This is a genomic window from Embleya sp. L77, assembly GCF_055557415.1.
This window is the reverse complement of sequence record NZ_CM145709.1, coordinates 6,702,002-6,727,140: the sequence shown is the minus strand read 5'-3', so window position 1 is coordinate 6,727,140 and position 25,139 is coordinate 6,702,002. Positions and strand designations below refer to the sequence as shown.

Annotated in this window: 26 protein-coding genes and 5 pseudogenes; 15 read left to right on the top strand and 16 right to left on the bottom strand. The window is 71.4% G+C overall.

Annotated features, from left to right (window positions below; all coding sequences use genetic code 11):
• Window positions 1-103: 103 nt before the first annotated feature.
• The gene (locus ACZOOI_RS28700) at window positions 104-916 is read right to left on the bottom strand and encodes a class I SAM-dependent methyltransferase (RefSeq protein ID WP_465278546.1); all 813 of its coding nucleotides are present in this window, start codon (window positions 914-916) and stop codon (window positions 104-106) included.
• A 229-nt stretch (window positions 917-1,145) separates the two neighbouring features.
• Between ACZOOI_RS28700 and ACZOOI_RS28695 the strand changes: the two genes are divergently transcribed.
• Window positions 1,146-1,958: an SAM-dependent methyltransferase gene (locus ACZOOI_RS28695; RefSeq protein ID WP_465278545.1), complete on the top strand. Its 813-nt coding sequence runs from the start codon at window positions 1,146-1,148 to the stop codon at window positions 1,956-1,958.
• Window positions 1,959-2,158: 200 nt separating this feature from the next.
• Here ACZOOI_RS28695 and ACZOOI_RS28690 read toward each other — a convergent pair whose 3' ends face one another.
• From ACZOOI_RS28690 to ACZOOI_RS28665, 6 genes are all read right to left on the bottom strand, one after another.
• On the bottom strand, window positions 2,159-4,459 hold the full coding sequence (locus ACZOOI_RS28690; protein ID WP_465281308.1) for an FtsX-like permease family protein: 2,301 nt from the start codon (window positions 4,457-4,459) through the stop codon (window positions 2,159-2,161).
• 20 nt (window positions 4,460-4,479) lie between these two features.
• Entirely contained in the window at window positions 4,480-5,160 is a 681-nt protein-coding gene (locus ACZOOI_RS28685) for an ABC transporter ATP-binding protein (protein ID WP_465278544.1), read from the bottom strand.
• Window positions 5,157-5,681 (bottom strand): PadR family transcriptional regulator, encoded by a 525-nt coding sequence (locus tag ACZOOI_RS28680; RefSeq protein ID WP_391582288.1) that lies wholly within the window; start codon window positions 5,679-5,681, stop codon window positions 5,157-5,159. Before ACZOOI_RS28680 ends, ACZOOI_RS28685 begins: the two co-directional genes overlap by 4 nt.
• A gap of 212 nt (window positions 5,682-5,893) precedes the next feature.
• Window positions 5,894-6,685 carry a S1 family peptidase gene (locus ACZOOI_RS28675; RefSeq protein ID WP_465278543.1) on the bottom strand — a complete coding sequence of 264 codons (792 nt, stop codon included), beginning with the start codon at window positions 6,683-6,685 and terminating at the stop codon, window positions 5,894-5,896.
• Window positions 6,686-6,929: 244 nt separating this feature from the next.
• Entirely contained in the window at window positions 6,930-7,247 is a 318-nt protein-coding gene (locus ACZOOI_RS28670; RefSeq protein WP_391582286.1) for a peptidylprolyl isomerase, read from the bottom strand.
• Window positions 7,248-7,381: 134 nt separating this feature from the next.
• Window positions 7,382-7,528: a hypothetical protein gene (locus ACZOOI_RS28665; RefSeq protein WP_465278542.1), complete on the bottom strand. Its 147-nt coding sequence runs from the start codon at window positions 7,526-7,528 to the stop codon at window positions 7,382-7,384.
• A gap of 217 nt (window positions 7,529-7,745) precedes the next feature.
• Between ACZOOI_RS28665 and ACZOOI_RS28660 the strand changes: the two genes are divergently transcribed.
• From ACZOOI_RS28660 to ACZOOI_RS28650, 3 genes are read left to right on the top strand one after another with little or no spacing between them, the layout of a single operon-like run.
• Window positions 7,746-8,207, top strand: coding sequence for a hypothetical protein (locus ACZOOI_RS28660; protein WP_391582282.1), 462 nt, complete (start codon window positions 7,746-7,748; stop codon window positions 8,205-8,207).
• 5 nt (window positions 8,208-8,212) lie between these two features.
• The gene (locus tag ACZOOI_RS28655; protein WP_465278541.1) at window positions 8,213-8,734 is read left to right on the top strand and encodes a DCC1-like thiol-disulfide oxidoreductase family protein; all 522 of its coding nucleotides are present in this window, start codon (window positions 8,213-8,215) and stop codon (window positions 8,732-8,734) included.
• Between the two features lie 11 nt (window positions 8,735-8,745).
• On the top strand, window positions 8,746-9,531 hold the full coding sequence (locus tag ACZOOI_RS28650) for a TetR/AcrR family transcriptional regulator (protein WP_465278540.1): 786 nt from the start codon (window positions 8,746-8,748) through the stop codon (window positions 9,529-9,531).
• 14 nt (window positions 9,532-9,545) lie between these two features.
• Here the strand turns inward: ACZOOI_RS28650 and ACZOOI_RS28645 are convergent.
• Together ACZOOI_RS28645 and ACZOOI_RS28640 are read right to left on the bottom strand one after the other, a co-directional pair.
• Window positions 9,546-10,219, bottom strand: a pseudogene (locus ACZOOI_RS28645) (transposase).
• 31 nt (window positions 10,220-10,250) lie between these two features.
• Window positions 10,251-10,442, bottom strand: a pseudogene (locus tag ACZOOI_RS28640) (DUF6924 domain-containing protein); the annotation flags it as partial.
• A 155-nt stretch (window positions 10,443-10,597) separates the two neighbouring features.
• Between ACZOOI_RS28640 and ACZOOI_RS28635 the strand changes: the two are divergent.
• From ACZOOI_RS28635 to ACZOOI_RS28625, 3 genes and pseudogenes are all read left to right on the top strand, one after another.
• Window positions 10,598-11,194 carry a DUF6461 domain-containing protein gene (locus tag ACZOOI_RS28635; RefSeq protein ID WP_465278539.1) on the top strand — a complete coding sequence of 199 codons (597 nt, stop codon included), beginning with the start codon at window positions 10,598-10,600 and terminating at the stop codon, window positions 11,192-11,194.
• Window positions 11,195-12,065: 871 nt separating this feature from the next.
• Window positions 12,066-12,476: a RidA family protein gene (locus ACZOOI_RS28630; RefSeq protein WP_465278538.1), complete on the top strand. Its 411-nt coding sequence runs from the start codon at window positions 12,066-12,068 to the stop codon at window positions 12,474-12,476.
• A gap of 128 nt (window positions 12,477-12,604) precedes the next feature.
• A pseudogene (locus tag ACZOOI_RS28625) lies at window positions 12,605-12,928 on the top strand (hypothetical protein); the annotation flags it as partial.
• A gap of 3 nt (window positions 12,929-12,931) precedes the next feature.
• Here the strand turns inward: ACZOOI_RS28625 and ACZOOI_RS28620 are convergent.
• Together ACZOOI_RS28620 and ACZOOI_RS28615 are read right to left on the bottom strand one after the other, a co-directional pair.
• Window positions 12,932-13,417: pseudogene (locus ACZOOI_RS28620) on the bottom strand (ATP-binding protein); the annotation flags it as partial.
• Between the two features lie 134 nt (window positions 13,418-13,551).
• Window positions 13,552-14,586 (bottom strand): beta propeller repeat protein, encoded by a 1,035-nt coding sequence (locus ACZOOI_RS28615; RefSeq protein ID WP_465278537.1) that lies wholly within the window; start codon window positions 14,584-14,586, stop codon window positions 13,552-13,554.
• A 140-nt stretch (window positions 14,587-14,726) separates the two neighbouring features.
• Here ACZOOI_RS28615 and ACZOOI_RS28610 point away from each other — a divergent pair.
• The 5 genes and pseudogenes from ACZOOI_RS28610 (at window position 14,727) to ACZOOI_RS28590 (ending at window position 18,744) form a co-directional block, all read left to right on the top strand.
• Window positions 14,727-15,183, top strand: a pseudogene (locus ACZOOI_RS28610) (transposase).
• A gap of 273 nt (window positions 15,184-15,456) precedes the next feature.
• The gene (locus ACZOOI_RS28605) at window positions 15,457-16,074 is read left to right on the top strand and encodes an HD domain-containing protein (RefSeq protein ID WP_465278536.1); all 618 of its coding nucleotides are present in this window, start codon (window positions 15,457-15,459) and stop codon (window positions 16,072-16,074) included.
• A gap of 187 nt (window positions 16,075-16,261) precedes the next feature.
• The gene (locus ACZOOI_RS28600; RefSeq protein WP_465278535.1) at window positions 16,262-17,026 is read left to right on the top strand and encodes a nucleotidyltransferase domain-containing protein; all 765 of its coding nucleotides are present in this window, start codon (window positions 16,262-16,264) and stop codon (window positions 17,024-17,026) included.
• A 223-nt stretch (window positions 17,027-17,249) separates the two neighbouring features.
• Window positions 17,250-18,044 carry an SDR family NAD(P)-dependent oxidoreductase gene (locus ACZOOI_RS28595; RefSeq protein ID WP_465278534.1) on the top strand — a complete coding sequence of 265 codons (795 nt, stop codon included), beginning with the start codon at window positions 17,250-17,252 and terminating at the stop codon, window positions 18,042-18,044.
• Between the two features lie 106 nt (window positions 18,045-18,150).
• Window positions 18,151-18,744, top strand: coding sequence for a DUF1349 domain-containing protein (locus ACZOOI_RS28590; protein WP_465278533.1), 594 nt, complete (start codon window positions 18,151-18,153; stop codon window positions 18,742-18,744).
• A gap of 99 nt (window positions 18,745-18,843) precedes the next feature.
• Here ACZOOI_RS28590 and ACZOOI_RS28585 read toward each other — a convergent pair whose 3' ends face one another.
• The 3 genes from ACZOOI_RS28585 to ACZOOI_RS28575 all read right to left on the bottom strand — a co-directional run bounded on the left by ACZOOI_RS28585 (window position 18,844) and on the right by ACZOOI_RS28575 (window position 20,914).
• Window positions 18,844-19,098 (bottom strand): hypothetical protein, encoded by a 255-nt coding sequence (locus tag ACZOOI_RS28585; protein ID WP_465278532.1) that lies wholly within the window; start codon window positions 19,096-19,098, stop codon window positions 18,844-18,846.
• Window positions 19,099-19,167: 69 nt separating this feature from the next.
• Window positions 19,168-19,839 (bottom strand): YigZ family protein, encoded by a 672-nt coding sequence (locus ACZOOI_RS28580; RefSeq protein ID WP_465278531.1) that lies wholly within the window; start codon window positions 19,837-19,839, stop codon window positions 19,168-19,170.
• Window positions 19,840-20,017: 178 nt separating this feature from the next.
• A complete protein-coding gene (locus ACZOOI_RS28575) occupies window positions 20,018-20,914 on the bottom strand; it encodes a LysR family transcriptional regulator (protein ID WP_465278530.1) in 897 nt (298 codons plus the stop codon).
• 158 nt (window positions 20,915-21,072) lie between these two features.
• On the opposite strand from ACZOOI_RS28575, the gene ACZOOI_RS28570 reads away from it, so the two are divergent.
• Together ACZOOI_RS28570 and ACZOOI_RS28565 are read left to right on the top strand one after the other, a co-directional pair.
• Window positions 21,073-22,314 carry an MFS transporter gene (locus tag ACZOOI_RS28570; RefSeq protein WP_465278529.1) on the top strand — a complete coding sequence of 414 codons (1,242 nt, stop codon included), beginning with the start codon at window positions 21,073-21,075 and terminating at the stop codon, window positions 22,312-22,314.
• A gap of 117 nt (window positions 22,315-22,431) precedes the next feature.
• Window positions 22,432-22,845, top strand: a complete 414-nt coding sequence (locus tag ACZOOI_RS28565) for a VOC family protein (protein ID WP_465278528.1) — start codon at window positions 22,432-22,434, stop codon at window positions 22,843-22,845.
• 14 nt (window positions 22,846-22,859) lie between these two features.
• Here the strand turns inward: ACZOOI_RS28565 and ACZOOI_RS28560 are convergent, their stop codons facing one another.
• Window positions 22,860-23,549, bottom strand: a complete 690-nt coding sequence (locus tag ACZOOI_RS28560; protein WP_465278527.1) for a helix-turn-helix domain-containing protein — start codon at window positions 23,547-23,549, stop codon at window positions 22,860-22,862.
• A gap of 75 nt (window positions 23,550-23,624) precedes the next feature.
• Here ACZOOI_RS28560 and ACZOOI_RS28555 point away from each other — a divergent pair, with 75 nt between their 5' ends.
• The gene (locus ACZOOI_RS28555) at window positions 23,625-23,834 is read left to right on the top strand and encodes a hypothetical protein (protein WP_465278526.1); all 210 of its coding nucleotides are present in this window, start codon (window positions 23,625-23,627) and stop codon (window positions 23,832-23,834) included.
• A 145-nt stretch (window positions 23,835-23,979) separates the two neighbouring features.
• Here ACZOOI_RS28555 and tsaD read toward each other — a convergent pair whose 3' ends face one another.
• On the bottom strand, window positions 23,980-25,053 hold the full coding sequence (gene tsaD, locus ACZOOI_RS28550; RefSeq protein ID WP_465278525.1) for a tRNA (adenosine(37)-N6)-threonylcarbamoyltransferase complex transferase subunit TsaD: 1,074 nt from the start codon (window positions 25,051-25,053) through the stop codon (window positions 23,980-23,982).
• Between the last annotated feature and the right edge of the window lie 86 nt (window positions 25,054-25,139).

Here is a 25,139-nt window from a genome sequence, read left to right as displayed (position 1 = left end):
GCGGACCCGGGCGCGCCCACGCGCGCCGCCCGCCCGGAAGCGACTCGGGCCCGGTAGCACCGCCCGGCTCGACCCGCCTGCCGGCCCCGCACACCCGCCCAGCTCAGCCGTGCACCCGCCCCGGCCGCCCGCCGCGGATCGCCCAGGCCCGCGCGCCGAGCACGATCGACCCGTCCGCCCGAGTCGGCACCGACGCCCGCAGCGCCTCCCGCAGCCGGTCCCGGGCCGGCCCGGACAGCGCGGCCACATACCCGGGAGCGGGGCCCTGCCCGGCCAGGAACGGCTCCCACAGGTCCGCGAAGCCGGCAAACCCGGTGGTGATCTCGATCGGTACGACCGCCACGTCGAGCAACCCGGCCCGCTCCCAGCACTCCCGCAGCCGATCGGGACGGCACACCGCGAACCGGCGGCCCTCGTCCCACCGTTCCGCCGCCGGGTCCACACCGCGGGCGGCGGCCCAGAAGTACCGCAGGAAGTCCATGCCCTCGGCGTAGTCCCACACATATGCGGCCACCGTCCCGCCGGGCCGCACCACCCGAGTCGCCTCGGCCACCGCCGCGACGGGCGTCGGCAGGAAGTTGAGCACCAGCCCGCTCACCACGACGTCGCACCCGCCGTCCCGAAGCGGCGGCGCCGTCGCGTCGGCCACCACGAAGCCGGCCGGCGCGGGCACCTCGGCCCGGGCCCGGGCCACGAATGCGGCGGCCCGGTCCAGGCCCAGCACCCATTCGGGTCGGGCGCGCGCCACCACGGTCGCGGTCAACGCGCCCGTACCGCAGCCCGTGTCCAGCCATCGCAGCCCCGGCGCGGCATCCAACCAGGCCACGAACTCGGCCGCGACCGCCCGACTCCACCGCCCCATGTACCGCTCATAGGCGTCCCCGGCCGCCCACGTGTCGAACCGCTGCTCGGTCATCCCTCCACCATCCCCGACCCGGACCGGACCGGCCACAACGGCGCCGGTCGGGGGCCGGCGAGCCGGGTCGTCGGCGGGTTCGCGCGGGCCGACACGCCCATGCACCGCGGCGAGCCGATCCGCGCCGGCCTGGCACAATGGTTGGGGAATCGGTTCGATCGCGCCGGTCGGCGCCGTCTTCCGTTCGGAGCGTGCCGGGTGAACGCGTCCAGGGAAGAGGAACCACCCCGTGAGCGAGAGTCGACCCGCCGAGGGCCCGCCGACATCGAACCAGGACGTGGCGCACAACGCCCGGGTCTGGAACCACTGGCTGGGCGGCAAGGACAACTACCCGATCGACCGCAAGGTCGGCGACCACGTCACCGACATGTTCCCCTCGATCGGCGAAGTCGCCCGGGCGGATCGCGTCTTCCTGGGCCGGGTGGTGCGGTTCCTGGCCGGCGAGGCGGGCGTGGACCAGTTCCTGGACATCGGCACCGGGCTGCCCACCGCGGACAACACGCACGAGGTCGCCCAGCGGGTGAACCCCGCCGCGCGAATCGTGTACGTGGACAACGACCCCCTGGTGCTCGCGCACGCCCGCGCCCTGCTCACCAGCACCCCCGAAGGCGCCACCGACTACATCGACGCCGACGCCCACGACCCGGACTCGATCCTTCGCGCCGCCGCGGCGACGCTGGACTTCGAGCGGCCGATCGCGGTGATGCTGCTGGGCAGCCTCAACTTCATCCTGGACACCGACACGGCCGTGGCCATCGTCCACCGACTGATGGCCGCGGTGCCCGCCGGCAGCTACCTCGTGGTCACCCACCCGACCACCGAACTCGGCGGCGAGGGCAACGTCGAGGCGATGCGCTTTTGGAACGAGAACGCCACACCGCCGATCACCGCCCGCAGCCGCGCCGAGTTCGACCGGTTCTTCGAGGGCCTGGAGTTGCTCGAACCGGGGGTCGTCTCCTGCGCACGCTGGCGCGCCGACTCCCCCACCGGCGAAGTTCCGCCCATCGTCCCCCAGTTCGGCGCCGTCGCGCGCAAGACCTGAGAACGGGCGGCACATCCACCGACCCCGGGCGCCCCTGACTGTGGGCCGCCCGGCCCCGCCGGCGCACGCACGCTGTCGGCGGCGCCCGGCGGCCGAGCCGGTGTTCCGCCGACCATCGCGACCACCCGGCCCGCACAGCGGCGGTGCCGGTCCCCACGGCCCGGGTCCGACACCGCCTCGCGGGTTCCGCCCGCCGGCTCCTATTCCGTGCGCAGCCCGTCCGGCCGCATCAACCGCCACAGCGGCGGCAGGCTCAGCGCGGTGACCAGCAGCACCACGCCCGCACCGATCCCGGTCATCGACGCCATGCCGCTCCAGTCCACGGCAAAGGGCCGACCGACCATCCCCAGCAGCGCGGCGCCCAGTCCCACGCCCGTGGCCGCGGCGAGCAGCAGGCCCAGACCCACCGGAATCGCCGTCTGGTAGAGGATCGACCAGCTCAGCGTGCTGCGCCTGGTGCCGAACGCAACCAGCACCGACAACAACTTCCGCCGCTCGCGCAGCTGTTCCAGCATGGTCACCAACAGACTCGCACCGATCAGCAGCAGCACCACGGCCGTACCGATGAACAGCGCGGTGCGCACGTTCGCGAAACGCCGCGACTCGCGGGTCGAGGCCAGGTCGTAGACCGTGGACAGCGGATCGACCCGGGCGGCGGTGTTGCGCACCAGGTCCCGAACGTCCCGGACGGTCGGGTCGATCCGCACGTCCAGCGAGTAGGTCAGGCGCCTGGTCGCCGCCACCGGCACCGCGCCCGGTGTCGCCAGGACGCCGTCGTAGGAAATCCCGCTCGCATCGGCCCGACCCGGCACGGTCGGCGCGGTCGCGGGAATCACCCACGGCGTGCGGGCCGGGGCCGACCCCATGGACATCCCGTACGACGGATCGATGACCACCTGCCGTCCGGGGGTCGGCTTCATCGCGCCCGTCGGGTCCGGCCCGCGCTCCTCGATGATGAACGTGTCACCGTCCGCGCAGCGCTCGATCCGGGCCAACTCGCGCAAGGCGTCGCACGTCCCGATGGTCAGCGACGTCCCCTCGGTCGGATTGTCGGCCCGGTCGCCGATCCGGGTGCCCGCGTGCCCGAAGGCGCTGCGCACCCCCTTGGTCCGCCGAACGCGATCGGTGATCTCGGCGACCCGCTCGCCGCCCACCTGCCCCTCGGACGACACCGACATCTGGGCCCGGCCGGGGTCCTGACCGGTCTCCTTGACGTAGTCGTTCTCGATGCCCGTGAAGAGCATCTGCAAAGCGATCGCACCGGCCACCGCGACCGCGATCCCGTTCACCGAGCGAGCCGCCGCGCCACTGCCCAACTGAAGCCGGCGCACCGCCAGTTGCCACGGCACCCGACCCCCACCGAGCCGGGTCACCAGGGCCTCGACCAGCCACGGCAACAACGCGGTGACACCGACCAGCAGGAACACCGTGCCGCCGATCACCTGGGCCTGGTTGAACTCCCCCGCGTCGGCACCTCGACGGATCATCGGGAAGAGCAGCGCCACACCCACGACCGGCAGCAACAACCGCCACCACACCCGGCGCCGGGCCGGGGTAGCGGTGCGCACCACACCGAGCGGCTCGATCACCACCGTGCGCAGCGCGAACAGCGTCACCGCGACGGCGGCGGCCGGTACCGCGAGCGCGACCAGCACCACCAGCGGCACGCTCGGATCCAGGTCGCCGGGGAAGATGCTCAGGTCGAAAGCCGCCGCCACGTCGGTCATTTGTCGGCCGACGAGGAAGAAGCCGAGCCCGAAGAGCAGGCCGAACAAAGACCCCGCGAGCGCCTCGCCGGCCGCGATCCACCGGGTGGTCCGGGCATCCGCTCCGACCAGCCGCAGCGCCGCGAGCCGGCGGTCCCGCCGCTCACCGCCGAACCGCACGGCCGTGGCGATCAGCACCGCGACCGGCATCAGCAGCACCACGAACATCACCACGACGAGCAGGAGCAGCCGGGGGTCCAGTTTCTCCGCGGGAAAGTCGTTGCCGAACGCGGTGATCCGGAGCGCCGAGCTCGATTCCCCGGACAGCGCGTCGCTGCCGAGGTAGAACGCCAGGTCGTCCGGACCGATCAGGCCCCGGTCGGCGATCCGCCCGGCCGTGCGGTAGGGCAGCCGCTCCTTGAGCAGCGCGCCCCGCTTCGAGGCGAGCAGGTCGGCCAGGGCGGGCGAGACCATCATCTCGCCCGGGGCGGGCAGCCGGCTCAGCCCCGGCGGGATCGGTGCCCGAGGGCCCTCCGGGCGCAGCACCCGGCCGCGGATCTCGTCGCCCTTGTAGGTGGTGTCCGCCACGCCGACCAGCAGGGTGTTCGGCGCGGCGTGCTGGGCCCGGCCCGACAACTCGTCCCGCTCCCGCCCGCGGTCGTCCCGCGCGCCCAGCGCTCCGGGTATCGCGGTGGTCAGCAGCAGCAGCGCCACGCCGAGGCCGACGCCGATCGCGGTCAGCAGCGTGCGGGTCCAGCCCTCCCGGCCGCCGGTGACCGCGAAGCCGATGCCCATCCTCAGATCGCGGAAAACGCTCACGCGGCACGCGCCATGTCCCGGGACCTGCCGTCGCGGACGACGATCTCACGGTCGGAGTAGGCGGCGATCCGGGCTTCGTGGGTGACCAGCACGATCGCGGCCTTCGTGGTGCGGGCGGCCTCGATCAGCAGCTTCATGACGCGTTCGCCGTTGAGCGAGTCCAGCGCACCGGTAGGCTCGTCGGCGAAGACCACGCGGGGGCGGATCACCAGGGCTCGCGCCACCGCGATCCGCTGGCCCTGGCCGCCGGAGATCTCCCCGGGCCGCTTGCCCGCGAGGTCGGCGACTTCCAGGCGCTCCATCCACTCGCGTGCCTTCGCCTCGGCCTCCTTGCGCTTGACCGCGTTCAGCCGCAGCGGCAGCGCGACGTTCTCCAGGCAGGTCAGCTCGGGTACCAACTGGCCGAACTGGAAGACGAACCCGAAGTCGCTCCGGCGCAGCGCGCTGCGCCGGGAGTCCGACATGGCGGTCAGGTCGCCGCCGTCGTAGCGGATGCTGCCCGAGTCGGGGCGGACGATGCCGGCCAGACAGTGCAGCAGGGTGGACTTGCCGGATCCGGACGGGCCCATGATGGCGACGATCTCGCCCGTGCCGACGGTGAACTCGGCACCGGCCAGCGCAGGCGTCGCACCGTACGTCTTGTGCAGCTCGTGGCCGCTGAGCAGGGCGTCGGTCACTTGCGGATCTCCTGGGTGAGTTCGCCGAGACGGGCGGTGGTCAGTTCCAGCCACCGCAGGTCCGCTTCGAGGTGGAACAGCGCGTGGTCGCAGATCAACCGGTCGCTGAGGTCGCCGTCGAGCTTGCGCCGGGTGAGGTCGCGCATCATGCGCAGGTGTTCGGCGCGTTGGGTGTCGAGGATCTCGTTCGCGTCCCGGCCGGTGAGCAGCGCGAGCACGACCTTGGTGTAGAGCGTCGACTGGAGGTAGGGCTCGGGCTTCTCCGGTTGGCCCAGCCACTGTTCGACGTCGGTGACGCCGGCGTCGGTGATCGAGTAGCGCTTGCGCTCGGGGCCGCCGCTGGTTTCGAGGCCGTCTATCTCCACGAGCCCGTTCTTCAGCAGCCGCGACATGGTCGAGTAGACCTGGCCGTAGGCGAGCGAACGGTCCCGGCCGAAGCGCTCGTCGAAGCTGCGCTTGAGGTCGTAGCCGTGCCGGGGGCCGGACTCCAGGAGCCCGAGCAGGGTGTGTCCGATTGACATGCCGAGGACTATACACAGGAGGTATACCTAGTGTGTATAGCGGTAACGACGAAGGCGCGCCGCCCGATCGGCGGCGCGCCTTCGTCGCTCGTCCCTCGTCCCGCGGCCTGCGTCCTGATGAATGCGTCGCTCGACCGCGTGTCGTGCGGCCGGCAGGCCGCGAATCGGCGGGCGGGCCGTGGATCACACGCGGTTCCGGTCTCGCGGACCGCTCAGAGGCCGAGGCCCTTGGTCACGGCGCTCGCCCGGGTGAACACCGACTCGGGCTGCTCGCCCGTGCAGTACTTGTTGCCGGTGGACACGATCCCGATCAGCTTGCCCTTCTCGACCAGCGGCCCGCCCGAGTCGCCGCGGCAGATGCTGGTGCCGGGGTTGTCCGCCGGCGCCTGGCCGCACACCCGGGTGGCCGGGCTGTCCGTGGGGAACGTGTAGGGCTCGCACTGCGCCAGCGGTGAGAGCACCAGGGTCGTCCGCTTGAGCCGCGTGGTCGTCGCCCCGCCGTCCGTCTTGCCCCACCCGTAGACCGTCGCCTGGTTGCCGACCTTGTAGAGCGCGTCGTCCTTGGCGCCGGCAATCGGCAGCGGCTTCTGGTTCAGTGCCCGGTCCAGGTCGAGCACGGCGGCGTCGTAGGTCAGCAGGCCCGGCTCGAACTTCGGATGCAGCTTGCTCCCGGTCACCTTGCGGGTCTGTCCGCCCGTACCCGCCAGATCCAGGCGCCCGGCGACCACCGTGATGGCGGTCGGGTCGTCCAGGCCGTTGACACAGTGGGCCGCGGTGAGCACCTTCTTCGGGGCCACCAGCGTTCCGCCGCACAGTTGTTGGCCGTCGGCGGTGAACAGGGCCACGGCGTACGGCGCGGCGCCGGCGGGCGCGTCGGTGCCGAAGCGCACGGCCGAGGCGGGTGCGGCGCAGACCCCGATGGCGGCCAGGGCGACGGCCGCCGCTCCGAACATCTTCACCGACGGGCGTCCGTGGGTGTCCTGCGTCTGGCGAGTACGAATCATCTCGAGGTGCCTTTCGATCGAACGGCCGTGCGGCGGGGCTCCCGGCGGAGGCGACGGCTCTACTCTCTGGACGCGCGTGGTCGCCCTGCGGATGCATCCCCGTGCGTTCCCGGGCCCATCCCTCGGTCACGAACACTTCCGTCGAACGGTTCCGGCCGCCTTCGTCACCCACCGCCTTCGCCCCGGCCCGGCTTCGTCCCGGCCCGCTTCGTCCCCTCAAGGAGCCGGGCAGCCGCGTGCCCGGTCAGTCCTCGTCGACGAAGCGGGCCGGGCGGGTGCCCGCCAGCTTGATGATGTGGAAGCCGTACTGGGACGCGACCAAGTCGCTGAACTGACCGGGGCGCAGCGCGACCAGCGCCTCGGCGAACGCGTCGGCGTAGTCGTCCTCCTGCCCCCAGCCCAGGTCGCCGCCGTTCGCCGCGGACAGCGGGTCCTTGGAGCGTTTCCGGGCGATCTCGCCGAACCGGCCCGGGTCCCGGGCGAGTTCGTCGAGGATCGCGCGACCCTCGCTCTCGGTCTCCACCGCGATGTGCAGGGCGTGGTATTCCAGCGCGTCGGACAAGGTCGCTCCCGGGGTCGTCGCCACCCGGCGCGCTCGGGCCGAGCGCGGTCACCGAGTTGTCGATCATGTGGATGATAAGGCCGCCACGCGCCGGACCGGGCCCGACCCGCACACGCCGCACGGGCGGTCGGGGACTACCCCGCCGCCGACTCGGCGGATGCCGCGAGCGAGTCCCGGCTCCGGGTCGGGCGGCCCTCGGCCAGGTCGACCAACACCGTGCCCACCCAGGCCGGTTCCGCCGCGGTGACCGCGCGCAGGTGTTCGGCTTCGCCCAGCGCCACCGCATCGACTGGGACGCGCCGGTGGCGGAATAGGCCGCGTCCGCCTCACCTCCGCCAACGCCCGTCGATCGATCCGCACTTGCGGGTCGATCGACGGGTTTCGCCGTTTTCGAACCATGCTCCGACCACCCGGCCTCAAGTGACTTGAACGTGTTCAAAAACAGGTCTACAGTCACGCTCGTCGGCCAGTTGAACACGTTCAAAAAGGAGCCGGGGCATGGATATGACCGTCGTCACCTACGCCATCTATCTGGTCATCAGCATCGGGCTGACCGTGTGGGTGGCCCGCACCCTCAGCCGCAGCGGGCAGGTCTTCCTCCAGGACGTCCTACACGGGCGCGAGGAACTCGCCGTCGCCGTCAACCACCTCCTGGTGGTCGGCTTCTATCTCGTCAACCTCGGCTTCGTCGCGCTCTACCTCAAGGTCGGCGACACCGTCGAGAACGCCCGCGACTCGGTCGAGGCGCTGTCCGTCAAGCTGGGCACGGTGCTGCTGGTCCTGGGCGTGCTGCACCTGCTCAACGTCTACGTGCTGAACCGGATCCGGCAGCGCGGCCTCGACGACGAGGCGTACCGCGCCGGCACCGGCGGGGCGCGCCGCGCGCACAAGGTCTCCGGCCGCGACTTCGCGCCGCCGGTGCCGCCGCAGGGCACGACCCGCCCGGCGCCCGGGGTCTGATCCCGATGACCGCCGAACCCGAGAACACCGTGCCGGGCCGATCGGAGGGGACGGCCCGGCACGGCTCCCCCGACCCCGAATCGCCGGCCCCGGTCCACCGACTCACCGTCCTCTACGACGCCGACTGCCCGCTGTGCACGGCGTTGTGCGACTGGCTCGCCCGGCAGCGGACGCTGGTCGCCGTCGATCTGCTCCCGGCCGACTCGCCCCGGGCGCACAACCGTTTCCCCGAACTCGACCACGCCGCGACCCTGCGCGAACTCACCATCGTGGGCGGCGGCGGCGAGGTGTGGTCGGGGGCCGCGGCATGGGTCACCGTGGCGTGGGCCCTGCGTGCCTACCGGGGCCTGTCGCACCGGCTCGCCACGCCCATGGGCATGCCGGTGGCCCGGGCCGCGGTGCTGGCCGCGGCCCGAATCCGGGCGGTCACCCGCAGCGAACCGCTCCCGCCGTATCCGTACGCCGATCCCTACCGGGAACCGTGGACGGTGGTCGCCTGTGCCGACCGGTGCGAGATCGAGCACTAACCTTGCCTGTCGTGGAGCACGTGGAAGACACCGACGCATCGACCCCGGCCGACAAGGGCGAACCGCCGGACCGGGGCGGGCGACCCGGCAAGAGCGAGCAGACGCGGTCTCTGATCCTGGAGACCGCGCTGCGGCTGTTCCGCGAGCGTGGCTACGACAAGACGACCATGCGGGCCATCGCCCAGGAGTCCGGCGTCTCGGTCGGCAACGCCTACTACTACTTCGGCTCCAAAGAGCACCTCATCCACGGCTTCTACGACCAGGTCACCCACGAGCACATCAGCCGATGCCGGCAGGACCTGCGCGGTGTCCGCGACTTCGGCGACCGGCTCCAGGTGGTGCTGTCCGCGTGGTTGGACGTCGCCGAGCCGTACCACGCGTTCGCGGTGCAGTTCTTCCGCAATGCCGCGGATCCGGAGAGCCCGCTCAGCCCGTTCTCCGCCGAGTCCTATCCGATCCGCGCACAGGTCACCGCGCTGTTCGCCGACGTGCTGCGCGGCTCCTCGCTCCGCATCGACGACGAACTCGCCGAATTGTTGCCCGAGTTGTTGTGGCTGCACCTGATGGGCATCGTGCTCTTCTGGGTCTACGACCGCTCGCCCGAGTGCGCCAAGTCGCGCGCGTTCGTCGCCCGCACCACGCCGATGGTGGAGCGGGTGATCTCGCTGTCCCGCTACAAGGTCCTCCGTCCGCTGGTGCGCGATGCCGAACGGCTGATCCGCGACTACATCGTGCCCGAGGGCGCCGCGGCGGGGAACGCGGGCGGGCCGTCCGAACCGCCCGCGGTTCGCCGCTAGGGCTTGTATGAAAGTCACATCCATTCGTTGATGGCTGCGATGTGGACAGTGGCCTCGTATCGGGCTGCGAGCTTGTCGTACCGTGTTGCGACCGCCCGGTTCCTCTTGAGGTGGTTGATGCCGCATTCGACCGCGTGGCGGGCCTTGTGGTCGTCCGGGTCGAAGGCCGGGGGCCGACCGCCCGTCCGTCCTCGCTTGAGGCGGTTGCGGACCTGGTCGTCCTTCTCCGGGATGGTGCACGCGATCCCGCGGCGCCGCAGCAGCGCGCGGTTGGCCCGGGAGCTGTAGGCCTTGTCGCCGCGCACCCGGTCGGGTCGGGTGCGCGGCCGGCCGGGCCCGGTCCGGGGCACCCGGATCGCCGCGAGGACCGCCGCGAATCGGGGCGAGTCGCCGCGTTGTTGACCGCCCAGGTGATCAATCCGCAGGCGTCCGCGCGGGCCCGGAGTCGTTCGAGGACGTGTTTCCACGTGCCGTCCCGCTGCCACCGTCGGAACAGGCTGTACACACTCGGCCAGGGACCGTACCGCTCGGGCACGTCCCGCCACGGTGCCCCGGTTCGAACTCGCCACCGGATCCCATCGATCAGGTGCCGGCGCGTCCACGGCGTAGGCCGACCCGATCTCCGCGGTATCGGCAACAAGAGCTCCAGTACCGCCCATTGACGTTCCGTCGGATCTCCCCGACTCACCCGGGAACACGTAAATGATCTGTTCGTCTTCTTCCGCGACAGCCTCTTCGTCCACCAGGGCCCGAACATCTACGACCGAGAACCGAAGGTCGCTGACGTAAGTGGCAAGGGAGTGATCGCCGGCAGCATCAAGTGCGGCTCGAACCGCATCCCAGGCCCTCTCGTCACTGAAATCGGTACGCAGAACCAGCGAAGCCAGATCATCGGGCTGAGGCAGGGGCATGAACGGATCCTCCCACCCGAGGTTGACATCCGCCGTCGCCCGAGGTTCAGGGCACCCCACGGAATTGCCGAACACCCCCTGGGCTTGATGCCGTCGGCATCTTCGTGACGCGTGTCAGGCCGGCATTGTCGTTCCACGGCGCCATACTCCGTGGCATGCCGACTGTTCCCGACCCCGGTGTGTATGCCTGGTTCGAGGCGGACCGCCGCCTGCCCTACTACACACTGCTGTTCACAAATCGCCTCGCGCCTGCCGAGGTCCTCCGGCGCCTTGCCTCTCCCGAGCCCGTGACGGGAGCCGGGCGGGAGGCGTCTCCGGACGATGCGGATCGAGTCGACGTCCACGACCTGGGAGAGTGGACTCTGACCGTGGAAGGGCACGGGTTCGAAACCTATGTCGACACCGCGGTCAAGCGTCTGTCGATCGGCACCGAGGTGGTGATGCTCACCTACAACGTGCTGGCCCACTGCCGCTTTCGGCACGTCGTCGACGGCGAAACGTGGACGGACTTCGACGCGGTCGACCCCAGCGACCGCTTCGGGCTCCACCCCGACCGCCTCGCCCACGACATGCGCCGCGCCGGCCTCGACCCCGATCACGACTTCGACACCACCGACGACGACGAACCGCTGCTCTGGCGCTCCCGGACGATGGCCCTGGCCGAGTCGCTCACCGGAATCCGCGTCGCTTCGGAGATCTTCGATACCGCGCCCGCGCTGTCCACGACCATCCGCCTCGACATCGGCGAATAGCAGCCGCCGGCCGAACCTCTTGCGGCAGCCACCAGCGACGGGGCCCGAAGCACACCAACGAGGTGACGCGTTGCCGCCTCGCAAGACTTCCGTCGATCAAGCGCAGGCCGGACGGGCGGGTGTCGTTGGCGTTCGTGGGCACGTTCACGCTTGCCCAACCGCCACAACCATCGACCCGCTGTCGCGAAACCCTCCCAGAGATGGGCGCGTGCACCACCAGCGGCCCGGACCCTGCCAGGGGAACACACCCCGCGCGAATCCCGGCACTTCGCGCAGGAGAGTGTCGGCGCATGCCGGCGGTACGGCGCGAACTGCGCGAACTTTGCGTCTGAGACAAGATCGGGCCACCGCAGAGCACCATCACGTCGTGGAACGTCGAGCCTGGAGCCGACATTCCACGACGCCAACTTGCGGATACCCGCAAGCTACTTCCGGGCAGCCGCAAGATCGGAGATGTGTCGCCCCGGCGTCGACACATCGCGACGCGACTCAACGGCGCCGGAGGCAACTTCCATAACCACGGGGGTAAAGACAGACCACTGACATCACCGTGCCGCTGTGCGAACAACCTCACCACGGATGGAACACCCTCCCGCCGCTGTCCGCGGTCGGTTGAACCGGGATGCCGCCGAAGCTTTCCGGTGGCATCGCGAATCGGAACCCAGCGGCTCATCCCCCACGGGCCGGGACATGGACTACTGCCTGCCCCCGGACTTGCGCACAGGTGCATCCCCGCGGATCCGAGCCAACTGTGTATGTCGAGCAGAAATGACGGCGTTGCCGTGGGGGCGGCGATAAAGGGAAGGCGGGAGCCGCCGGGGTGCCGGCAAAATGTCCGCGCTCAGCACCCGACGAGAAAGGCCCCACGACTATGGCTCGTGCCATTACTTTGATCCGCTCCGCCTCTCTGTCCGACGTCGCCGAGTACGCGTACGCGGCCACGGCGCCCGCGGAGTCACGCCTGATCTTCCTCGCCGGGTCATGTCCGCTGAACGATGACGGCTCCACGGCGGCGATCGGGGACTACGCGGGCCAGGCAGCGAAAGCGATCGAGAACATGCAGGCTGCTCTTGCGGCCTCGGGTGCGTCGCTCCAGGACGTCATCAGCACAAGGGTTCTCGTCGCATCGGCCCGGCGGGAGGACCTGGTCGCCGCCTGGCAGGTGGTCCGGGACTCGTTCGCCGACCATGACGTCCCCAGCACCTTGATGGGGGTCACCGTGCTCGGTTACGACGACCAACTCGTCGAGATCGAGGCCGTCGCCGCCGTGCTCGATTCTTGAGACCTCTTCAAAGGACACCGCCAACGCGGGATGGCCGGCCGGCCGCCAGGACGGCCGGCATCAAGGCAGGTAGCGACAGAGGTCAGCCGGCCTTGGCGGCTTCCTGGCTGACCGACGACACTCGCACGATGGATGACAGCGCATCGCCAGGGTCGGTGGAACGAGGGTGGGATGGGCTGTTTTACCGGGTTCCCACGGACGCGTTCGAGGCATCGTTCCTGCCCAGCCCGGACGAGGACCTGGGATCGGTGTGCAACGTCGATGTCGAGGTCCGGCTGACGGACGGATCACGGTGGAGCGCGACGGTGTTCACTCTCGCCGAAGTCGACCGCTTGATGAAGAGCTGGGCAGACAGCGGTGAGGCGCTGGACGGACGGTACTTCTGGTGCTTGGACGGTTTGATCGTCCGGGAGCCCCGCATCGAGAGCATGAGCGGTGTGATCGCCGGCTTGGCCTGGCCGCAGGTAGGTGCCAAGCTTGCTCGTCAGCCGCCCTGCCGCTTCGGCGGCGGTGAGGTTGCGGACCACGTCGTCGAGGCTGATGAAGTAGATCGAGTAGCCGGCCCGGCAGGCGGCAACCGCAGGCGCGACGGCGATGTGCGTCTTCCCGACGCCGGGAGGGCCGAGCAGTGCGGCGTTCGCCTTGGCTTCGACGAACGACAAGGTCGCGAGATCCTTGACCTTGCGCGGGTCCAGCTCGGACCGGAACGAGAAGTCGTACTCGTCGAGTGTCTTGCAATGCGGCGGCTTCGACAGCCGCAAGCCTTGGCGGAACCGGCGATCGTCACGAACGGCGTACTCCTCGGACAGCACCAGGTCGAGGAAGTCCAGGTAGCCCATCTTGGCGTCGTCGGCACGTTTGGCGAACTCCTCGACGGTTTCCGCAACCGCCGACGCCTCCACTCGGGAATCGGCTATCGCACGCCCCACGAAGTCCAGCATCCGGAGCGGGAATTGAAACTCGCCGCATAGCCCCCGTCCGTGGTGGTGACCGCAGGGTTTGCTCGTCGCCGCCACCCGATACGCCGCCCGACGCGGCTTCGCTGCGGTTGCGGCCGTACCGCACGATGCGTCGCTCAGTAGTACCGGCGGTGCCAACGCCCTGTGGCGAGGTCGAGTTCGGAGTATGCGGCCTCTCCCGGCGTCTCCGTCACGTAGACGCGGCCCTCGCCCTCGGCGATCGACCAGGCGGCGATGTCGTCGCGCAGCGTCTTCGGGCCCTGGGCGGTCAGTTCCACGACGCCGCCCTTCCCCGCGGCGCAGAACAACCGTCCCTCGACGAACGCCACGCCGATGGCGGCGACTCGGTCGCGTACGACCACCGAGAAGCCGCGCTGTGCGGACCCGCGGAGTATGCGGCCGCCGCGCGATCTGCCGGTGACGTACACGTCGCCGTCGGCGTCGAAGGCGATGCCCGCCAGCAGGTCGGCCGCGTCGGGGCCGTCCGGATCGGCGATCCGCGTCCACGCGGTGCCGTCGAAGTGCAACAGGGTGCTGTTGTGGCCGGCGGCATAGACGTCGTTCGCCGTGCGGCCGCGGACGGCGCCGATCGGTGCCCCGATCCCCGGGTGGAACTGCGACCAGTCGAGGCCGTTCCAGTGGTAAAGCGCTCCGCCGAAGGTGGCGATGTGTACGTCGTCGTCCGAAGTCCCCCACACGGCCATGGGGTTCGGCCGACCGCGATTGTGCGCCTGTGCGGGCAGCGCGGTGTGGCGCCAGGTCACACCGCCTTCGGGCGTGTCGAACTCCAGGTCCGGCGGCATGGTGTCCGCCCAGGGAACAGGTGCGCTCGTCCAGACCAGGCCGGTGCTGCTCGTCGCCCACACATGTCCCTGCGGCGAGCACCACAGCTCGCGGAGCGTGTCGTTGGTCGCGAGGATGTTCTCGGCCGGCTCGTCGCTGCCGACGGGGCGCCGGAAGACGTACCCCGTCGCGTTGCCCGAGTCACCCGGGGCGTACGCGATCAGCAGGAAGTGCACCACGCCGCTGGCCTCATGGACGACGACGATGTCCTCCACGAACTCGCGCGAAGCCTCCTCCGAGGACCCGTGCGACCTCCCACCCGAACCCCCGCCCTCCATCACGGCGGCGGCATCCCCCGGCTCGTTCATCGCAGCGCCACCTCCGGCTCGGTCCGGTGCCGACGATCACGGCACACGACGCCGAACCGCTCAACCGGGAGAACAGGCCATCACCACGACCGATCCTAGGGCCCGTATGAAAGTGGATCTTGCTCTGGGATGATCTTGGGGTGAGTCGGGGAGATCTGACGGAACGTCAATGGGCGGTACTGGAGCCCTTGTTGCCGATACCGCAGAGATCGGGTCGGCCTACGCCGTGGACGCGCCGGCACCTGATCGATGGGATCCGGTGGCGAGTTCGAACCGGGGCACCGTGGCGGGACGTGCCCGAGCGGTACGGTCCCTGGCCGAGTGTGTACAGCCTGTTCCGACGGTGGCAGCGGGACGGCACGTGGAAACACGTCCTCGAACGACCCCAGGCCCGCGCGGGTCCGCAACCGCCTCAAGCGAGGACGGACGGGCGGTCGGCCCCCGGCCTTCGACCCGGACGACCACAAGGCCCGCCACGCGGTCGAATGCGGCATCAACCACCTCAAGAGGAACCGGGCGGTCGCAACACGGTACGACAAGCTCGCAGCCCGATACGAGGCCACTGTCCACATCGCAGCCATCAACGAATGGATGTGACTTTCATACAAGCACTAGCGCCTGTCTTCGATCCCACGCCGAGCAGTGCTCCTCCCGGTGCGCTCGTGCCCGTGGCCACCGCGGATCGGCGGCGTGTCCACCGGGCCCACCACGTACTCCGGCGGGATGTCCGGAGGGGATTGCATATCGTGGGGGCGTCCGCGATCTTCACCGCGCCGCGCACCGGGCGCCGGCAGTCGACTGCCGGTCGTCGCCTCGGTGGGGCGGCGCGGCGATCCGGACGCCGACCGACCGTTCGATCGAGGAGTTGCCTTGTCCGGTGTTCCGCTGTTCCCGCCCACCGATGCGCACCTGGCCGCGCAGATCGGCTTCGTCCTGGAGATAGACCGGCTCAAGGGTGTGGTCCGGCGCAACCTGATCGCGGACGCGTCGCGGCGCGAGAACACCGCGGAGCACTCGTGGCACCTGGCCATGCTGGCGGGCACCCTGGCCGAGCACGCCGCGACCGAGGTGGACGTCGCGCGGGTGATCCGGATGTTGCTGATCCACGACCTGGTCGAGATCGACGCGGGTGACACGTTCTACTACGACGCGGTCGCCGAGGTGGACCAGGTCGAGCGCGAGCAAAAGGGCGCGGCCCGCATCTTCGGCCTGCTGCCCGCCGGACAGGGCGCGGAACTGCGGGCGCTGTGGGAGGAGTTCGAGGCCCGGGAAACGCCGGACGCGCGCTTCGCCAAGGCCGTCGACCGGTTCCAGCCGTGCCTGCTCAACTTCCACACCGAGGGCGGCACCTGGCGCGAGTACGACCTCACCCGCACCGAGGTGCTGGCCAAGCAGGGCAGCACGATCGCGGACGGCTCGCCGTCGTTGTGGGCCTACACCCTGGAGCTGATCGACGAGGCGGTCGCCCGCGGCTATCTGCGGCCGTGACCGAATGCGCCTCCGGCCGGTTGAGCACCCGGCCGAACCCGCCCCGGCCCGAAGGAGACCCGGATCGAACGCGGCCCGGAACGGACCGGCGCACGCCCCGTCGGGCCCCGGTGCCGGCGCACCGATCCGCGGGTCGGCCCGTCGGAGGGCACGCCGATCCGCTCCGGGTGCGTTGTAGCCTGCGATCATGACCAGTGACGCATCCTTCACCACCCACGTCACGGAACGCCTTGCCGCGCTGCCCGGCGTCGCGGCAGTCGCGCTCGGCGGATCACGCGCCCAGTGCACCCATCGCCCGGACAGCGACTGGGACTTCTCGGTGTACTACCGGGACGGGTTCACCCCGGACGCGGTCCGCGGCCTCGGCTGGCCGGGCGAGGTCTCCGAGTTCGGCGCGTGGGGTGGCGGGGTCTTCAACGGCGGCGCCTGGTTGACCGTCCAGGACCGCGCCGTCGACCTGCACTATCGCGAACTCGCGGATGTGCAGCGGCGGCTCGCGGACGCACGGGAGGGCCGGTTCGAGGTCGAGCGGCTGCTGTTCCACCTGGCGGGCGTGCCGACCTACCTCGTGGTGGCCGAACTCGCGGTCAACCGGGTCCTGTTCGGCGACCTGCCGCGGCCCTCCTACCCGGAGGCGCTGCGTCGCACCGGACACGCCCGGTGGAGCGACGACGCGCGGCTGACCCTCGGCTACGCCGACCAGGCGCATGCCGGCCGCGGTCATGTCACCGACGTGGCGGGCGCGATCGGCCGCGCGGCCTGCGAGGCCGCGCACGCGGTGGCGGCCGGCCGCGGCGAGTGGGTGACCAATGAGAAGACCCTCCTGGATCGGGCGGGCCTGCGCGGCATCGACGAGATCATCTCCCGCCTGACCCCGTCGACGCTGTCCACCGCGATCGCCGAGACCGGCACCCTCCTCGACACGGCCCTGTCGGCGAGCCGACCCGGCTGACTCGGCCCGCCGGCCGGGCCCTCCCGACCGTCCGTTGCCCGCCGAACTCCGTTGCCAGATAGGCCCTTTCGCCGATCACGGCAGCGCAATCGGCCGCTTGGCCGCGAGCTGTCCATCCCGTCCGGAGACCCCTCGCCACTGCGTCGATCGCGCCGCGAGCCGCGCCGAACGCGACGACCGATTTCCGCCAGCAATGACCTTTCCTCCTGGCAATGATTGAGCCATGAACTTGAACCTGAAGAACAAGGTCGTCGTGGTCACCGGTGGCAGCAAGGGCATCGGCCTGGCGATCGTGCGCGGCTTCGCCGAGGAGGGCGCCCGGGTGGTCGCCGGCAGCCGCACCATATCCCCCGAACTCATCGCACTGCGTGCGGAGTTCGACGTACTCCCGGTGGCCGTGGACCTGACCCGTCCGGACGGCCCGGCCGAACTGGTCCAGGTCGCCCTCGACGCGCACGGCGGCCTGGACGTGCTCGTCAACAACGTCGGCTCCGGCGTCCCGACGCCCTCGATCATCGAGGTCGAGGACGCCGAGTGGCAGCGGATCTTCGAGATCAACCTGTTCAGCGCGGTGCGCGCGACCAAGGCCGCGATGCCGGCCATCCTCGCCCGCAACGGCGGCGCGGTGATCACCATCAGCTCGCTGAACAGTCACCTTCCGGCCGCGTCGCTCGTGCACTACTCGGCCGCGAAGGCCGCGCTGAGCTCGTACTCGAAGTCGCTGGCCGAGGAATTCGGCCCGCAGGGCGTGCGGGTGAACACCGTCTCGCCCGGTCCGGTGCGCACCCCGCTGTGGACCGACCCGGGGCAGTTGGCGGACATGATGGCTGCGTCCGCCGGAACCACCGCGCAGGTGTTCATGGACGAGGTGCTGCCGCAGGCGATGGGTGTGCTCACCGGCCGCGTCTCCGAGCCGCAGGAGGTCGCCGACGTGGTGCTGTTCCTGGCCTCGGAGCGCGCCGCGAACATCATGGGCGTGGACTACATCGTCGACGGCGGCATGCACAAGGCGATCTGACCCACCGGCGGCCGGCCGAGCCGATCCCGGCGGCGAGGAGCGATCCGGGCCCGATCGCTCCGAGCCTGCCGGAATCGGCTCGGCCGGGCCGCATTACGCTCGGCGTATGGATGCCAAGGATGTGGACTGGGACGAGGCGCGCTGGCTCAACGCGCCGAGTGCGGCCGAGCGGGTGGGCACCGCACTCGTGGTGACTCCGCATGCCGGCGCCGACTTCTGGCGACAGACCTCGTACGGCTTCACCCGGGACACCGGGAGCGCGCTGCTCACCGCGTTGCCGCCGGACACCTCGGTGGAGGTGACCTTCGACGGCGACTTCGACTCGCTCTACGACCAGGCCGGCATCTTCGTGCGCGTGGACGAGCAGACCTGGGTCAAGGCCGGGGTCGAGGTCACCGACGGCGCGTTGCACGTGGGCGCCGTGGTCACGCGCGGGATGTCCGACTGGTCGCTCGCGCCGGTCCCCGAGTGGGTGGGCCGGTCGGTCACCGTCCGGGTCAGCCGGACCGGCGATGCGCTGACCATTCGGGCGCGCGCGGACGACGACGACTGGCGCACGATCCGCCTGGCACCGCTCGCCCCGGACGCACAGGCTTTCGCCGGCCCGTTCTGTTGCTCGCCGGAACGCGCGGATCTGCGCGTACGTTTCACCCGCTTCGTCCTCGGACCCGCCGACGCGGGGCTGCACGAGAGCCCCTGAACCGATCGCTTCGTCACCGCGGGGGGCCACTGCGTCACCGAGGTCGGGCGGTGGCACCGAAGCCGAGCGATACCACCGAGGCCGGGCATGGCACCGAGGTCAGGCGCCTCCCGCCGATGGTGGGAGCGTCACGCCGTATTCGCGGGCGGCATGCAGCGCATCCTCCAGCTCGTCCAGCGCGGGTGACAGCGCGTTCGTATCGTGCGCGGCACTTGCCTCGGACAATACGGCACGGGCGCGAATCACCCGTTCCCGAACGACCCTGGCGACCTCCGCCTGGTCGGTCGCCGACTTCTCGTCGTATCCAGCCGTCATCACTTCCTCTTTTCCCGCGGCCCCCGTGCCAGCACCCATGTACCCCTTGGTGTTCCGACTTGCGGCGCGTTTCAACCTGCCTCGGGGCGCTCCGGCGCGAGAAGTGCGTCAAGAAGTGTTTCGGGAGGCGTCCACCTCGACGAATGTGCGCCCGGTCTCGCGAGCGCTCGCTCGGCCGCCGGTCAGGTCGGTCAGCCGAGCCGTGAAGCGCTCCCGATCCGGTTCCGGCACGCACACGTCGATCGCCACCTCGACGCCGTAGCGGATGTCGCGTACCTCGTGGCCGAGCCCGCGCAGGTCGTTCTCCAGCCGGCCGGCGTGGGCGTGGTCGACGTCCACGGTCAACACCAGCATCGGCCGCAGTTCGACCACTCCGACGGTGTCCACCGCCTCGGTCACCGCCGAGCCGTACGCCCTGATCAGGCCGCCGGCGCCGAGCATGATGCCGCCGAAGTAGCGGGTCACCACCGCGACCGTCTCGGTGAGTTCGCGGCGCCGGAGCACCTGGAGCATCGGCGCACCCGCCGTGCCGGACGGTTCGCCGTCGTCGTACCCCTTCTCCTGTCCGCCCGCGATCCACGCCGAGCAGTTGTGCCGCGCGGAAGGATGCAGCGCCCGACGTCGGGCCAGGAATGCCTGCGCCTCGGCGTCGTCGGTCACCCGCGCGACGGCGCACAGGAAGCGCGAGCGCCGCACCTCGATCTCGACCTCACCTTCAGACTTGATCGTGAGCAGCGGCATGACCAGGTCCTTCGGCGCGAGATCGGTTGACGGCACCACGGTATGGCCCCTCGGACGGCGCTGCGGCCCGGGGCACGGGCCGGGGCACGGGCCGGGGCGGGGCAGGGCCGACGCGGCGAACGACGTGCACCCGAACGTCGGGCAAGGACAACGTTTTGTCGATGGATCGTCATGTTCGATCGAGGCCGGCCCGGGGCCGGGTCCGGCCGCGGCCGGATCAGGCGGCTCGCACCGACAGCCGGGTCGACGCGGCGACGAACGAACGCAGCAGGTTCGTCTCGTGCCCGGCCCGCCAGGTGAGCGTGACCGCCGACTCGGCCAGGCCGGTGACCGGCACGAACGCCACGTCGGGTCGCCCGTTGTAGCCGGCGAACTGCGCACAGAACAGCAGCACGCCCAGATCGGCGGCGATCAACGACAACACTTCCTGAAGGGTGCCGGCGCTCGGTCCGTGTGGAATCGGCCGACCGCCCGGAGTCGTCGTCGGCGACTGGAGTTCACGCCAGCGCGCGGGCGCGGGGCCGGCGATGTCCACGAACGTGCACTTGGCCAACTCCTCGGCGCCCACGTGCTCGCGGGCCGCGAACGCATGCCGGGTGGAGACCCCGAGCACGAGCGGGTCGGCGGCGATCACCGGGCCGGTGCGCAACGCCGGGTCGACCACCGGCAGGGTCACGAACGCCGCGTCGATCTCGCCGCGCAGGAGTGGACCGAACGGATCCGACAGCGCCGTCTCGACCAGGTCGGCGCGCGCCCGGGGGTGACCGGTGCGAAAGTCGCCGACCAAATCCAGCAGGGTGCCGTAGGGCGTGCCGACGAATCCGATGCGCAGGGTCCCCTCGATGCCGCGGGCGCGGGCCCGGGCCCGGTCGACCGCTTCGGTGATCCCGTCGAACGCGGGGCCCACCTCGGCCAGGAACAGCTCTCCCTGCGGCGTGAGCCGCACCCGGCGGCTGTTGCGCTCGAACAGCCGGGCGCCGATCCGCTCCTCCAGTTGCCGCAGCAGTTGACTGACCCGGGCCTGCGACGTGTAGAGCCGCGCGGCGGTGCGGGTGAAGTGCAACTCCTCGCTCAACACGACGAAGCACTCCAATTCGCGGAACTCCACGCTCATCCGCGCTCTCCTCCCCTCGGATACCGCTCGACCCCGCCCACGCCGGGGCGTCCGCTCGGCGGTGCACCGGACTTCGACCTGCGAGCATAAGCGAGGCTTGTGCTTGCATGCGATCTTGGCCGTTGTTCGGGTCCCGGGTGCCGGCCAGGCTGAACGTCATGTCCAACCCAGTCGTCGACCCCGCCTCGACCGCTCCGTCCTCGCCCGTTCCCGGACCCGCCGGCGGCTCCGGGCCCGCTCCCGAGACCGCCGGCGTCCGGTCCTGGCTCGCCGTCACGGCCATCGCCGTCGGCACCTTCGCGGTGGTCTGCACCGAGATGCTCCCGGTCGGCCTGCTCACCCCCATCTCGCACGGACTGCACGTGTCCGACGGCACCACCGGCCTGGCCATGTCCCTGGCCGCAGTGGTGGCCGGCCTCGCCGCGCCGATCGTGCTCGTCGCCGCCGGTCGGGTGGACCGGCGGATCGTGTTGGCCGCGATGATGCTCGTGCTGATCGCCGCCAACACGATCAGCGCGCTGGCGCCGAACTTCGCCACCCTGTTGTTCGCCCGCGTGCTCGTGGGCATCGGCATCGGCGGCTTCTGGGCGATCGGCGCGAGCCTGCCGGCGCGCCTGGTGCCCGCCCGATCGGTCGGCCGGGCCGCCGCGGTGATCTTCGGCGGGGTATCGGTGGCCTCGGTGATCGGGGTGCCGGTCGGCACGATGATCGGCGAATGGGCCGGGTGGCGCGTAGCGTTCGCGGTGCCGGCCGGGCTCGGCGCAGCCGTCCTGCTCTCCCTGCGGGTGCTGGTGCCGCCGCTGCCGGCCGAGCGGGCCGTGGGGCCGCGCGAGCTCACCGCGCTGCTGCGTCGGCGCACCGTGCTCGCCGGCGCGGCCGCACTGGTCCTGGTGGTCGCCGGGCACTTCGGCGCCTACACCTACATCCGGCCGATCCTGGAGGAGGTCGGCGACCTGGGTCCGGGACCGATCGGCGGGCTGCTGCTCGGCTACGGCGTCGCGGGTGTGGTGGGCAACTTCGTGGCCGGCGGGTACATCGGGCGGGCTCCGCACGGCACGCTCGCGGTCGCGGCCGGGCTGCTGGCCGTCGCCGTCGTGGTGCTCGCACTGTGCGGGGCCTGGACGCCGGGTACCGCGACGGCGATGCTCGCGTGGGGACTGGCCTACGGCGCGGTGCCGGTGGGCTTGCAGGCGTGGTTGCTGCGCTCGGCTCCGGATGCGCCCGAGGCGGCATCGGCGGTGTTCGTCACCGGGTTCCAGGTCGCCATCGCGCTCGGCTCGCTGCTGGGCGGCGCCGCGGTGGATGCCGTGGCCACCGCCTCGGTGTTGTGGTTCGGCGGTGTCCTGGCCGCGACGACCGCACTGCTCGCCCTGGCGGCGGCGCGGCGGGACCGCGGGTGAGCACCTCCGAGGCGGCGAGTGCGCGCGTCGGACGCGTGCGCCGACACGTCGGACGTGCGGGGAGACACGTCCGATTCGTTCAAGATCGCGACCGCCGGCGCCGGCTAGCGTAAAGGCATGACTTCTCGTGCGTTTCGTTTCCACTTCATCGGGCTCGTGGTCACCGACATGGCCGCGTCGCTCGCGTTCTACCGGGCGCTCGGCCTGGACATCCCCGCCGAGCACGACGCGCTCCCACATGTCGAGGTGACGTTGCCCGAAGGGCCGCTGCTGGTTCTGGACTCGGTCGAGACGGTGCGCTCGTTCGACCCCGGGTGGACCGCACCGACCGGCGGCCACCGGGCCTCGCTGGCCTTCGCGTTCGCCGATCCGGCCGACGTCGACAAGGTGTACGGCGAGTTGGTCGCGGCCGGGCACACCGGATACCTGGCACCGTGGGACGCGTTCTGGGGGCAGCGGTACGCGGTCCTGCACGACCCGGACGGAAACGGCGTCGACCTGCTCGCGCCGCTGCCGGACCCGGCCTCGTAGCGCGCCGCCGAGGTTCAGCCCGACAGCAGGGTGCGCAGCGGGACGCCGGCCAGGGCTTTGACGTCCCGGGCGAAGTGGGCCTGGTCCGCGTAGCCGGCAACGGCGGCGACCCGGGCGGCCGGAACACCGCCGCGCGCCAGATCCAGCGCGCGGTCCAGCCGCAGCACCCGGCCCAGCGTCTTGGGCCCGTAGCCGAACGCGGTGAGCGAGCGGCGGTGCAGTTGCCGCTCGCTCAGGTTGACCTCGGCCGCGACGGCCGCGACGTCGGCGCCGGCCCGCAGTTCGCCGACCACCGCGCCGGCGAACCGGGCCGCCTCGGCGTCCTGGTCGCGCAGCCGCTCGGCGGCCAGGCGTTCGAGGAGGGCGGCCGGATCGGCGGCGCCGGCGATGCGGTCGGTCAGCATCCGCACAGCGCGCTCGCCCCACACGTCGGCCAGCGGGACCCGTCGATCGCGCAGCGTGTCGGCCGGGAGCCCGAACAGCGCGGGCCCGATCCCGGGCGCGCAGCGCACTGCCGCGTAGCGCGCGCCCGGCGTGTTCTCGACCGAATGCGCGAGGGTGTCGGGGCCGGCCACGATCAGCTCGGCACCGGACCAGATCAGATCCATGCAGCCGTCGGGCAACACGCGTGCCGATCCGGCGATCTCGACCGTGCGGGTCCAGACGATCAGCGGCGCCAGGTGGGAACGACGTTCGACGTACACGGTCCCAGTATCCCGGTGGCGGGCGGCGGTACCGTTGGGACGTCAACGTGCACGACTCGGACAGGGTAGGGGCTCATGGACAACGAAGCGCGGCGTGAGCAGCAGCCGACAGCGGAATCCCCCGGCGAGGGCGTGGAGCAGGCCGATCGGGCCGCCCGCTGGGGCAAGCTGCCCGAGCGGGTCGCAACGGCCGACCAGGTCGAGGAACTCCCGGCCGATCCGCCCAACGATCCCGAATTCGGCCGCGACCCGAACAACGACTGGCTGCTGCGCTACGCCCCCTGAGCCGCGGGCGCATCGCGTGCCGGATGCCGCCGGTGCAGCAGCCGCGCGGTGTCCGGCGACGTGACGGCGGTGACCCGTCGTCGGCCCGACCGCCGGTGGCAACGCAGTGCCGGGGCGGCCGGGGTCGCGGTGCGGATCCGCGCGATCATCCGGCGGCGCGCGTCGGTGTCGCCGCGGGGTACAGGCGCGCGTACTCCAGGGGCGCGGACGGGTCGATGGACACATCGAGCGGAGCCGGCGCGACGCCGGCACGGATCAGCAGGTCGCCGACGGCGGCGATCATCGCGCCGTTGTCCGTGCACAGGCGTGCCGGCGGCACCCGCAGGGTGATGCCCGCGGCGGCGCAGCGCTCGGCCGCGAGCGAGCGGACCCGGGAGTTGGCCGCGACGCCGCCGACCACGACCAGGGTCCGCACGTCGTGGGCGGTGCACGCGGCGACCGCCTTGCGGGTCAGGACGTCGGCCACCGCCTCCTGGAGCGCGGCGGCGCCGTCCGCGACCGGCAACGCGCCGCCGGCGGCGCGCGAGCGCTCGGCCCAGCGGGCGGCGGCGGACTTGAGGCCGGAGAAGGAGAACGCGTACGGGTCGTCGCGCGGGCCGGTGAGTCCGCGCGGGAAGGCCACGGCGTGCGGGTCGCCGTCGCGCGCGGCCCGGTCGATCGCCGGCCCGCCCGGATAGGGCAGGCCGAACACCCGGGCCACCTTGTCGAAGCACTCCCCCGCCGCGTCGTCCAAGGTGTCGCCCAGGTGCAGGATCGGGTCCCGGGCGAGGTCGCGCACGAGCAGCAGTGAGGTGTGGCCGCCCGAGACGATCAGCACCACGCAGGGGTCGGGCAGTGGGCCGTGGTCGAGGGTGTCGGCCGCGACGTGTCCGGCCAGATGGTGCACTCCGTACAGGGGCACGTCCAGCGCGAGCGCGAATCCCTTGGCGGCGGCCACGCCGACCTGGAGGGCGGTGGCCAGACCGGGTCCGGTGGTCACCGCGACCGCGCCGACGTCGCGCCGGCGCAGCCCGGCCGAGTCCAGCGCGGCGCGCACCACGGGGGTGATCGCGTGCACGTGCGCGCGGGCGGCGATCTCCGGCACCACTCCGCCGAATCGGGCGTGTTCGGCCATGCTGGTGGCCACCGCGTGGCCGAGCAGCCGGCCGTCCCGGACCAGGCCGACGCCGGTCTCGTCGCAGGACGATTCGATGCCGAGGACGATGGGTGATCCACTCATGGCACGAGCTTAGTTGCCATGGGAACGCACTTGCACATGACCTGCAAACAGGCCCGGCAATCCGTCGGCGGTTCGGAAACGCCGCG

Excerpts from the sequence above, each read along its gene's own strand:
- ACZOOI_RS28630 (WP_465278538.1), top strand. The coding sequence starts at position 12,066 with ATGGCTCGTGCCATTACTTTGATCCGCTCCGCCTCTCTGTCCGACGTC.
- ACZOOI_RS28655 (WP_465278541.1), top strand. The coding sequence starts at position 8,213 with ATGACCGCCGAACCCGAGAACACCGTGCCGGGCCGATCGGAGGGGACG.
- ACZOOI_RS28635 (WP_465278539.1), top strand. The coding sequence starts at position 10,598 with ATGCCGACTGTTCCCGACCCCGGTGTGTATGCCTGGTTCGAGGCGGAC.
- ACZOOI_RS28585 (WP_465278532.1), bottom strand. The coding sequence starts at position 19,098 with ATGGGTGCTGGCACGGGGGCCGCGGGAAAAGAGGAAGTGATGACGGCT.
- ACZOOI_RS28575 (WP_465278530.1), bottom strand. The coding sequence starts at position 20,914 with ATGAGCGTGGAGTTCCGCGAATTGGAGTGCTTCGTCGTGTTGAGCGAG.
- ACZOOI_RS28595 (WP_465278534.1), top strand. The coding sequence starts at position 17,250 with ATGAACTTGAACCTGAAGAACAAGGTCGTCGTGGTCACCGGTGGCAGC.
- ACZOOI_RS28565 (WP_465278528.1), top strand. The coding sequence starts at position 22,432 with ATGACTTCTCGTGCGTTTCGTTTCCACTTCATCGGGCTCGTGGTCACC.
- ACZOOI_RS28600 (WP_465278535.1), top strand. The coding sequence starts at position 16,262 with ATGACCAGTGACGCATCCTTCACCACCCACGTCACGGAACGCCTTGCC.
- ACZOOI_RS28700 (WP_465278546.1), bottom strand. The coding sequence starts at position 916 with ATGACCGAGCAGCGGTTCGACACGTGGGCGGCCGGGGACGCCTATGAG.
- ACZOOI_RS28590 (WP_465278533.1), top strand. The coding sequence starts at position 18,151 with ATGGATGCCAAGGATGTGGACTGGGACGAGGCGCGCTGGCTCAACGCG.
- ACZOOI_RS28675 (WP_465278543.1), bottom strand. The coding sequence starts at position 6,685 with ATGATTCGTACTCGCCAGACGCAGGACACCCACGGACGCCCGTCGGTG.
- ACZOOI_RS28690 (WP_465281308.1), bottom strand. The coding sequence starts at position 4,459 with ATGGGCATCGGCTTCGCGGTCACCGGCGGCCGGGAGGGCTGGACCCGC.
- ACZOOI_RS28555 (WP_465278526.1), top strand. The coding sequence starts at position 23,625 with ATGGACAACGAAGCGCGGCGTGAGCAGCAGCCGACAGCGGAATCCCCC.
- ACZOOI_RS28570 (WP_465278529.1), top strand. The coding sequence starts at position 21,073 with ATGTCCAACCCAGTCGTCGACCCCGCCTCGACCGCTCCGTCCTCGCCC.
- ACZOOI_RS28660 (WP_391582282.1), top strand. The coding sequence starts at position 7,746 with ATGGATATGACCGTCGTCACCTACGCCATCTATCTGGTCATCAGCATC.
- ACZOOI_RS28615 (WP_465278537.1), bottom strand. The coding sequence starts at position 14,586 with ATGAACGAGCCGGGGGATGCCGCCGCCGTGATGGAGGGCGGGGGTTCG.
- ACZOOI_RS28680 (WP_391582288.1), bottom strand. The coding sequence starts at position 5,681 with ATGTCAATCGGACACACCCTGCTCGGGCTCCTGGAGTCCGGCCCCCGG.
- tsaD (WP_465278525.1), bottom strand. The coding sequence starts at position 25,053 with ATGAGTGGATCACCCATCGTCCTCGGCATCGAATCGTCCTGCGACGAG.